Here is an 8,417-nt window from a genome sequence, read left to right as displayed (position 1 = left end):
CTCACACCGCGCCATTTGGCGTATCCAAAACCATCGGGACTCTAATCGCAGCCGGATGAAACTTCAGTGGCAGGTCAATGGCAAAATCCTCTTACATGCACACTATAGGTCTTTCGCAGCTTGATTTCAACGTATGTTCAATGAAAGCACCTATCCACCGTGGGCAAATCCACCATTCCGCCGCCGGCGGCATGTGGCTAATCAACGATCGAACCGCGCCAGCATTCGTCTCAACTGCGCATTTTGCAGCCGGAGCTTCTCTGTTAGCTGGAGGCGCAGTTGACGAATGTCATCGTCAAGCTCTTGGTCATTGTTCAAAATGCTGTGCGGTAATACTGGAGGTGTTTGAATGTCGTTGCGATGGACAAGCTGAGCTTGCTTTCGAGCCCGAGGAGCTGGCTTCTTCCTAAGGGCTTGTGTTTGCTTCTGCGGTTTGAGCCCTGCGGCTGTAGACGCAATAACCGCTAGAGCGGCAACGTCATCAACCGGCTCAAACCCGTCTCCATCAGGCTCAACTGGGGCATTTCTATCGACCTCTGCAGCGGGCTCAGGGGCGGTTGGCAAAACCGATTGCGTCTCGCGTCGATCGGAGTTGGAATGTACATCGTCAGTCAAATGGGCCGGAGGTTCCACCGGGTCTTTCTTGTCGTGTCGCCTGGTGAGGCCGACTAGAAATTTCCAGGGAGACTTCATGATCGCTGTTTAACCTCATCTGCTTTCAATCGCGCGGTCAATTTCGGCAACGCTCTTGCGCCGCCGAAATCATGATCAGACCAAACGGGCCCGAACCTCGGGAGGTTTCGGTCAACCAGCTCTTCGTGATGCTTAGGATTGGCCGAGACGCTTGCGAAGATCCGCGTTTTCGCTGCGCAACTTTTCTGCAAGCTGTTTCCGCAAATTCCGGTTTTCTTCTTCAAGCTGAAGAAGATCGGCCATGTCGTCTGCTGCAGGAGTATTCACGGCCGCAGTTGCCGCTTTACGCATGCGCGTCTTGCGGGGCTGCTTTGTCGCAACCTTTGCCTCTGCCGCTGCTACGGATTTTTTTATGCGTGGTTTCTTTGCGGGCTTTGCGGGGGTGGTCTTTGCATCACCAGGAACCGCGGACGTTTCGTCACCCGCCGCCATTTTTGGACCAACAGTTTTGGCCTGGCGTCCACGACGCTTTTTCGGTTCTGTGATCGTCGTCGCAGTCTCGATGCTTGAGTTGTCGGCACTTAGCACTGGGGTGGTTTCTTCGGCCATACGTTCCTCCTGTGGTGGCAGTACAGTCTTTGGCTGCTCGACGGTTTTAGTCAACAGCTGCTCGCGTGTTTGTGGGCCCGGCGGTGGACTGTTCGCGTTTCTCTCTGTTGCTTGAAGAACCTGACCCGGCGCATTTGCTTCGACCTCCAGCGAAATGGCCTTGAGATCCACGTTTCCCCAGATGGAGGTTGGCTTCGGAGACTGTCGTCGGCTACTGGATTTAAACTCGACCACGAAGTTCCTCTGTGGCTTTTTCATAAAGTCTAGTCCTTCGTATCGATTGGCCGGTCGATCGGCCATGATCTCTTCGTCGGTTGGGATCTCTGGCCACAGGATTGGGGCTTCGCCACCTTTAACGAAGTGTCGAAGCTAAGTCATCAGCGTGCCGCAAATCCCTGAGGCGAGACGATCCGCTATTCCTCACGAGGCCAAGTATTGCAACCAAGCTTGGTTTCGAACGCGTGGAATGCTCCTATAAGCGTGAATCAACGCGGCAAGCTCGGCTCAGTGCGTCGGACTTTCGGTTCCGCTGGCACCGTAACGTTAACCGAGCAGCGATGAAAATGTGGGATCTGGCGGTATGACCAGATTTGCACGTGATCCTCTCTCTCGTCGCCACAGGTTTCCAGCGGAAGTGATTGCCCATGCCGTCTGGCTCTATTTGCGGTTTCCGCTCAGCCTGCGCATGGTCGAGGATATGCTGGCGGCCCGTGGCATCATCGTCTCTCACCAGACCGTGAGACTTTGGGCTGAGAAATTCGGCAGGCGTTTCGCCAATGATATTCGCGGGCGCTCAGTCGGCAAGCTCGGCGACAAATGGCATCTCGACGAGGCCATCATCACCATCAGGGAAAGAAGCACTGGCTTTGGCGCGCCGTCGATCAGGACGGCTTCGTCCTCGACGGGCTGGTGCAAAGCCGCCGTAGTACCAAGGCTGCAATGCGTTTGATGCGCAGGCTTCTGACAGGGCAGAGCCGTTCGCCCCGCAATCGCACCGTCATGGGCCTGCAAGAGACGGTCACATCAGCACCTTGCCAAATTTTGGCATAGGGCTATTTGATCGGCATGAGCACGATGAACATTTCTCTACCCGACAACCTGAAGAGTTTCGTTGACCAGCAGGTTTCGGAGCGGGGCTACGGCACCAGCAGCGAGTACGTACGGGAGCTAATCCGCCGCGACGGGGACCGAGAACATCTGCGCGGCTTGCTCTTCGAAGGAGCATCATCCCCCGTGACCACGCCGGTAGACGAGCGGTATTTCGACAACCTCCGCGATCGGGTTCAAGGCCGGCTTTATAGGTGACGGCAAAGCCGGTTATCCCTCGAGAACGAGCAAGCCAGGACGTTGACGAAGCCATCGATCATTATTTCCGGGAGGCCGATACGCAGGTCGCTCTGAGCTTTGTCGATGACCTGCGGCATGCCTACACTTTGATTGCGAACCATCCGTCTTCAGGTTCGCCGCGTTACGCTTATGAGCTAGGATTCCCGATCTGCGAAGCGTTCAGCTTAAGCGGTATCCGTATCTGATATTCTATGTTGAGCAAGCCGGATACATTGACGTCTGGCGCGTCTTGCATGGCAAGCGCGACATTCCGTCATGGCTTGGCACGGTCGGCAACCCCAGCCAACACAATTAGATAATTAACAACTTAGTTCCATATTAGCCCTTACGCCTCACATGCCGTGATTTTCAGCGCCTTCGATAGTCGATCTACCGGCCAGTGGTTCAGATCCCTTCAAAGAGCCTTTGGCGCCCCTGTCCATCGTGGCCTCAGAGCCAAAAACCAACCCCGCACTCGGCGGGGCTAGTGGATGGTGCAGGATTTTGTCGGGAGGGCTATACGATCAACCCTTCGGGCTGAGATCGACCTTGAACCACTTCTTCGACAGTTCCGCGACCGTGCCGTCGGCGGCCATTTCACCGAGCGCCTTGTTGAGAATGGCCTGAAGTTCCGGCTCGTTCCTGCGGATACCGAGGCAGACATTGGTGGCCTGAATGCCGCCAATGAGGAGGGGGCCGCTCGTCGTCAGCGTGCCATTGCTGGCATCTGCGCGGTCGCGTGCAAACACGGCATTGTCGAACTGGCCATCGAGACGTCCGCCCTCGATATCGAGCTTGACCTACTCGGATTGACTTATAGGTCCTGATCTCCGCGACATCGCCGAAGTTCTGCTCGACGAACTTCAACTGGCTCGTGGAAAGCGAGGCACCGAGCGTCATACGTTCATCACGTCCTTGATTTCGGCAATGGCTTTCTGGCCTTCCTCGTGTCACTGGACAGGTGTTCGCCCGTATGCGGCAGCTTTGCCAGCGGTCCATCGGCAGCCACCAAGAATGTGTTGGGCGTGATGACGTAGGGATCGGAGAAGTCGATTACCTTCCGGCGCTGTTCGTTCGGCCCCATCGTCAGGACCACATCGAATTTACCTAAAAGGAGCGAAGGGATCTGGCTGTCCCAGTCCTGCGCGACAATCGCATTCCAACGCGCTTGCAGACCTCTTTGATGGCATCCAGATCGAGGCCCTGAAGCTCGGCGCTGGGCGTCGTCGAATTGAAGGGCGGAAACGCGCCTTCGACGCCAACCGTGACCTTCGTCCAGGCCTTGGCGAACGCGTTGTCGATCCCACGCAAGTCGATGCCATCGCGCGCCTTGGCGGCGATACCCGCTCGACGATTCGTGACCGTTTCGAGATTCTGACGCCGAAATTGTAGGAGTTTCCAACCTTCCTAGATCCGACGAGTTGCAGGCCGCTACGCTAACTCGCTAAGACAGGCCCATCCCTAGCAGCCCCAGCGCAATGCAGCCGTCGCAACGGGCGAATCCCATAGAATGAACTCTTCGTCACGGAGGAGAGCGAGCGAGATGGAAAGACCCTGCATGTCAAGTGAGCTGGCGTAAGTACCAACCAGTGAGCGCGCGATCTGCAGACCATGACTCAGCATGAAGCTATGCGCGACGTTGTAGGCGAGGTAAAGTTCCGCTGGCGGCGTGCCGCCAAGTCCGTTCACGAAAAGCAACGCCTTGTCGGAAACCGGAGCGACTTCGTTGAAAACCACCTCGCTTAGACGCCTCACGATGGTGTCGGCGTTAGAGAAGGTCTCTCTTGAATGGCCTGGCTCTCCATGAATGCCGACACCCATTTCGATTTCGCCGGGGCCGAGTGAAAAGGTCGATCGCCGCGTGTGCGGCACCGTGACACCGGTCAGTGCGACACCCATCGATCTGACACGGGACTCGAGGCCAGCAGCAAGGGTTTTCAACTCAGCAAGCGCCATGCCGTTTTCCGCGGCGGCGCCGAGAAGCCTTTCCATGATCACCGTACCGGCAACGCCTCGTCGACCGCGGCCGTCGCGCATCCTTGCCGTTTCGATGTCGTCGCTTACGATCACCATCTCAATCCTGTGGCGGCTCGACGCCATCTCTGCCGCCATTTCGAAATTCATAACGTCGCCGTCATAGTTCTTTACCACCAGCAGGCAGCCAGCACCGGTGTCCACGTCCTCTATTGCGCTGAGGATTTGGCCCGGTGTAGGCGACGTGAAAATATGCCCGACGCATGCTGCATCCAGCATACCGCGACCGACGAAGCCGATATGCATCGGCTCGTGGCCCGCCCCACCCCCGGAGATGACACCTACCTTGCCTGGAACGAGGTGGCGACGGCGGATAAATTGACGGTCTGCGCCGAATACAACGAACTCCTCATGGGCGCGCACGAAACCTTCGACGCTTTCGGCGACCATTGTTTCCGCAGCATTCATGAATTTCTTCATCAAACCCCTCCCAAGGCGATGATCATCTAGCGCTCGTCACGCGCGAAGCGCCTGTTCAATCACGCGGCCCCGAAATTGCAGCGATCTTTTGGACTAGGTCGGTGATCGCCTCTTCCAGAAGCCGGTTGCGGCGTTCATCGCCGAAGTCAGGCACCATTATGGAAAGATGCCGCAGTTTTTCCGTGGCGCCAAACTCCGGCAGTTTGCCGGGATGGGCGACCTGATAGGCGTCCAGAAAGCGGTCCTGTTCGGCGGGGCTAAAATGGCACACCCTGAAGATGGTCGCGAGGTGACGCGCGGGAAGAGGCGTCGCATAAGTGGGGCTGGTTATCTGGGTGACGAAGCTGCGATGCTTGCCGAGTTCCGTCGCCAGCCTCTGACGTGTTCCGGACGGTCGGTTGTCGATGATCTGCGCCAGAATATCCTTGTAGGCGATAATGGCGTCTTCGGTGTCTTCGCGCGCCATCCCTAGTCCCCGGCTGCCTTTGTCCCATCGGCTTTCAGACCGATCAGTGCCGATCTTATCGCGCCAAGTCGAGCTGGCGCCACCGAAAAATGCCGTATGCCTGCCGCGAGAAGACCGGACATGCGAACCGGGTCGCCAGCCATGTCACCGCAAATGCTGACTGGTCGGCGGCCGGTAAGTCTCACCGCCTGGGTCAGCAAGCGCAGCACGGCCGGTACGGCTTGCTCTTGGTCCAGGCTGAAGCCGGCCTCCTCGCGGGCGGAAGCCACGAGGTATTGCGCCAGGTCGTTCGTGCCGAACGAAAAGAAGTCAGCGCCTTCGAATTCGTCAAGCATGAGCGCAGCTGCCGGTACCTCCACCATCATCCCGATCGGCGGAGTGCGGTGCGGCACGCCGCGGCGGCGAAGTTCACCGGCTTCTTCGCGACAGATTTGCCGCATAGCCTCAACTTCAGACGGGAATGTCACCATTGGCAACATGATACGCAGATTGCCGAAGACCGCCGCTCGAAGGAGCGCACGCGCCTGAACCCGCGCAATCTGCGGCCGGGCAAGAAGCAGGCGGATGCCGCGCAGCGAGGAGGCCTCGGTAATGCCCGACAGCGGCTTGTCGCCCCCGACATCCAACATGCGGATTGTTACAGGGCGCCCATCTGCCCAATCCAGGAGGTGTCGGTAGATTGCAAACTGCTTTTCTTCGTTTGCTGCATCACCGAGCGACATCAACGCGAATTCCGACCGCATCAACCCTATGCCCGCGGTCACCTCGGCAGGAATCGCGTCGATTTCTTCCGGCGCGTTGACGTTGACGGACAGGAGTACTTGCGTGCCGTCCGACGTGTACACTATGCCGTTGTCGAGTGGCGGTGCAGTGCCTGTTGACGGATCGCAGTGCTCTACGGAGGTCGCGTTCCACCTGGCTGCCTCAAGAATGACGAGACCAGCGTCGCCATCAACTCCGATATATTGCCCCCCTGCTGTTGCGAAGCGGCCGGCGCCGATCACCATCGGGACCGACCGGGATCTGGCAAGCAGGGCGACATGACCGACCGCGCTGCCTGCGTAAAGAACGATACCGCCGCCGGCCGACCAGTCGTGGGCGAGGAAGCGGCTGGGTTCCATGTCTTTTCCAACATAGATGGATCCGGCTGGAAAGTCGTTGACAGGCGTTCCCGTGAGCACGGACAGGACGCGGTTCTTGATGTCGAGGATGTCGACGGCGCGCGCGCGCAATTGGTCTTCTTCGGAGCACTCCAGTTCCCGGATGTATCCATCGAGCGTCCCGACCCAGGCGAATGCTACGTTTTCGCCAGCCTCGATGCGCGCGCCGGTCGCCTCGGTCAGCGTTGGATCGCGAAGCACTTCAATCTGAAACTCGACGATATCGCCGCCGTCGGGATCCGTCCCGGTCGCCAGTTCCTGCAGTTCGAGAATAGCTGTCTCGATCGCACTTGCGAGCGCGACCTGGCCGGAGACGCTTGATGGGATTGACGCGGCGGGTTCGACCGGCTCGGCGACGAAGGCCGGGCCGCTGGCAATACCTGGGGACGCGCTCGTGGCTTTCAATCTAAGCGGTTCGGCCATGCTTCTTTTCCTCATCGAAATTGCGCTCGACGAGGTCCTTCAATGCCCGGATCGCTTCTTCGGCGAGAATGCCGTTTGCGCGGATCTCGAGCACCGAACCCTTGCGGATCTTGGCACCCATGATCTTGATGATGCTCTTTCCGTTCAGCCAGACGTCGTTGCCGTTGACCGCGACTTCGATCGAGCAGGGAAACGACTTTGCCAGCCGCGTGAACGTCACCGAGGGGCGAGCATGGAGCCCAACTCCATGCTTGACCTCGACTTCGGTCTGGCAACTGGCATGGACCTGCCCGGCCTCGTGCGCCCCAATGCGGAAACCGCCGTTCATCACGGTGACAGCTCCTCTGCCGTTCCGACCACCTTGGCCAACGATGCCCCACCAGAGGCCTCAGCAGCAGCAATAACGGCTCCTTCGACAATAGGGGCGTTGCAGATCGAAACCCTTTGGGAGCGGGGCGAGCCGAGCATCTCGATCGCCATTTCGCTGTTGGTTTCGGCGCCTCCCAGGTCGACGAAGACGGCGACGCCAGCTTCCGACCAGGCCTCTTCGATGGCCTTGAGAATTCCCCCGGTATCCGTGCCAAGTTCGCCGCGACTGTTGCCGCCCGACCAGGCAAGCGGCACGCTGTCACCCACCATCTGCCGGACCATGTCGGCGGTGCCTTTCGCGACCAGCGGCGAGTGGGAGACGATCACGATCCCGACGTTTGGGGTCTTCGCATTCATTCCGGGCGGTGCTCCTCAAGGTAGCGGCAGATGGCGGTTGTCAGAAGGGCGCAACTCGAAGCGCCAGGATCGACGTGTCCGATCGAACGGTCTCCAAGGTAGGCCGCGCGGCCGCGCATGGCCTTCATGGCGGCGGTGAGCCGAACGGAAAGTTCCGCGCGGCGCACGATATCCGTCAGAGGCGAACGCTGTGCAAGGGCATCCTGCACGGGATACAGGACATCGAGCAGGGTCTTGTCGCCGGCGTGCGAGCGCCCACGGCGGGCCACGGCATCGATGGCCTGCTTCAGGGCAAGAGAAAAATCCTGTTCCTGGTCCGATTTGCGAAGCTCACGCCCCATCTCCATCAGCAATGTCCCGTAGAGTGGACCGGCCGCGCCGCCGACGCTCATCACCAGTGTGAGGCCGATCCGTTCCAGCGCCTCGGGCAAGGGAAGGCTTGAGACCGTGGCTTCTTCGGCGCTGACCGCCTCGCAGCCGCGCTGCATATTGGTCCCATGATCGCCGTCACCGATCGCGCGATCGAGTGCGCAGAGGTGATCGCTGTTTGCCGTGATCGCCGCCCGACAAGCCTCAATCAATCCCGCAAGAAGAACCGGTTCTGCCTGCACCTGATAGCC

10 protein-coding genes and 4 pseudogenes are annotated in these 8,417 nt (G+C 59.0%); 4 read left to right on the top strand and 10 right to left on the bottom strand.

All coding sequences use genetic code 11. The annotated features are described in order from the left end of the window. Positions 1–201: 201 nt before the first annotated feature. Together ACPYOI_RS22545 and ACPYOI_RS22540 are read right to left on the bottom strand one after the other, a co-directional pair. Positions 202–693: a hypothetical protein gene (locus tag ACPYOI_RS22545; RefSeq protein WP_481423374.1), complete on the bottom strand. Its 492-nt coding sequence runs from the start codon at positions 691–693 to the stop codon at positions 202–204. A gap of 132 nt (positions 694–825) precedes the next feature. After that, on the bottom strand, positions 826–1,542 hold the full coding sequence (locus ACPYOI_RS22540) for a transcriptional regulator (RefSeq protein ID WP_481418237.1): 717 nt from the start codon (positions 1,540–1,542) through the stop codon (positions 826–828). 280 nt (positions 1,543–1,822) lie between these two features. On the opposite strand from ACPYOI_RS22540, the pseudogene ACPYOI_RS22535 reads away from it, so the two are divergent. The 3 genes and pseudogenes from ACPYOI_RS22535 to ACPYOI_RS22525 form a co-directional block, all read left to right on the top strand. Next, positions 1,823–2,229 (top strand): annotated as a pseudogene (locus ACPYOI_RS22535) (IS6 family transposase); the annotation flags it as partial. A 78-nt stretch (positions 2,230–2,307) separates the two neighbouring features. Then, complete coding sequence (locus tag ACPYOI_RS22530; RefSeq protein WP_481418238.1) at positions 2,308–2,547, top strand: type II toxin-antitoxin system ParD family antitoxin; 240 nt, start codon at positions 2,308–2,310, stop codon at positions 2,545–2,547. Next, positions 2,544–2,884, top strand: a pseudogene (locus ACPYOI_RS22525) (type II toxin-antitoxin system RelE/ParE family toxin). The gene ACPYOI_RS22530 and the pseudogene ACPYOI_RS22525 overlap by 4 nt, the downstream one beginning before the upstream one ends. A gap of 208 nt (positions 2,885–3,092) precedes the next feature. Here ACPYOI_RS22525 and ACPYOI_RS22520 read toward each other — a convergent pair. Together ACPYOI_RS22520 and ACPYOI_RS22515 are read right to left on the bottom strand one after the other, a co-directional pair. Next, on the bottom strand, positions 3,093–3,317 hold the full coding sequence (locus ACPYOI_RS22520) for a transporter substrate-binding domain-containing protein (RefSeq protein ID WP_481418239.1): 225 nt from the start codon (positions 3,315–3,317) through the stop codon (positions 3,093–3,095). A gap of 158 nt (positions 3,318–3,475) precedes the next feature. Beyond that, positions 3,476–3,879: pseudogene (locus tag ACPYOI_RS22515) on the bottom strand (transporter substrate-binding domain-containing protein). Between ACPYOI_RS22515 and ACPYOI_RS22510 the strand changes: the two are divergent. Further along, positions 3,865–3,960, top strand: a pseudogene (locus ACPYOI_RS22510) (flavin reductase family protein); the annotation flags it as partial. The pseudogenes ACPYOI_RS22515 and ACPYOI_RS22510 overlap by 15 nt on opposite strands. Positions 3,961–4,029: 69 nt before the next feature. On the opposite strand, the gene ACPYOI_RS22505 reads toward ACPYOI_RS22510, so the two are convergent. The 6 genes from ACPYOI_RS22505 to dhaL are packed head-to-tail and all read right to left on the bottom strand — an operon-like array spanning position 4,030 to position 8,408. Continuing rightward, positions 4,030–5,022, bottom strand: coding sequence for a dihydroxyacetone kinase subunit DhaK (locus ACPYOI_RS22505; RefSeq protein WP_481418240.1), 993 nt, complete (start codon positions 5,020–5,022; stop codon positions 4,030–4,032). A gap of 55 nt (positions 5,023–5,077) precedes the next feature. Beyond that, positions 5,078–5,488, bottom strand: a complete 411-nt coding sequence (locus ACPYOI_RS22500) for a hypothetical protein (RefSeq protein ID WP_481418241.1) — start codon at positions 5,486–5,488, stop codon at positions 5,078–5,080. A 2-nt stretch (positions 5,489–5,490) separates the two neighbouring features. Next, the gene (locus ACPYOI_RS22495) at positions 5,491–7,071 is read right to left on the bottom strand and encodes a putative PEP-binding protein (protein ID WP_481418242.1); all 1,581 of its coding nucleotides are present in this window, start codon (positions 7,069–7,071) and stop codon (positions 5,491–5,493) included. After that, positions 7,055–7,399, bottom strand: coding sequence for an HPr family phosphocarrier protein (locus ACPYOI_RS22490; protein ID WP_481418243.1), 345 nt, complete (start codon positions 7,397–7,399; stop codon positions 7,055–7,057). The genes ACPYOI_RS22495 and ACPYOI_RS22490 overlap by 17 nt, the downstream gene beginning before the upstream one ends. Next, positions 7,399–7,797 (bottom strand): dihydroxyacetone kinase phosphoryl donor subunit DhaM, encoded by a 399-nt coding sequence (gene dhaM / locus ACPYOI_RS22485; protein WP_481418244.1) that lies wholly within the window; start codon positions 7,795–7,797, stop codon positions 7,399–7,401. The genes ACPYOI_RS22490 and dhaM overlap by 1 nt, the downstream gene beginning before the upstream one ends. Further along, complete coding sequence (gene dhaL, locus ACPYOI_RS22480) at positions 7,794–8,408, bottom strand: dihydroxyacetone kinase subunit DhaL (RefSeq protein WP_481418245.1); 615 nt, start codon at positions 8,406–8,408, stop codon at positions 7,794–7,796. Before dhaL ends, dhaM begins: the two co-directional genes overlap by 4 nt. Positions 8,409–8,417: the final 9 nt, after the last annotated feature.

The organism is Rhizobium sp. SVR5-2C, assembly GCF_056755115.1.
The sequence above is the reverse complement of the archived record's forward strand: the minus strand, read 5'-3'. Positions and strand labels throughout refer to the sequence as shown.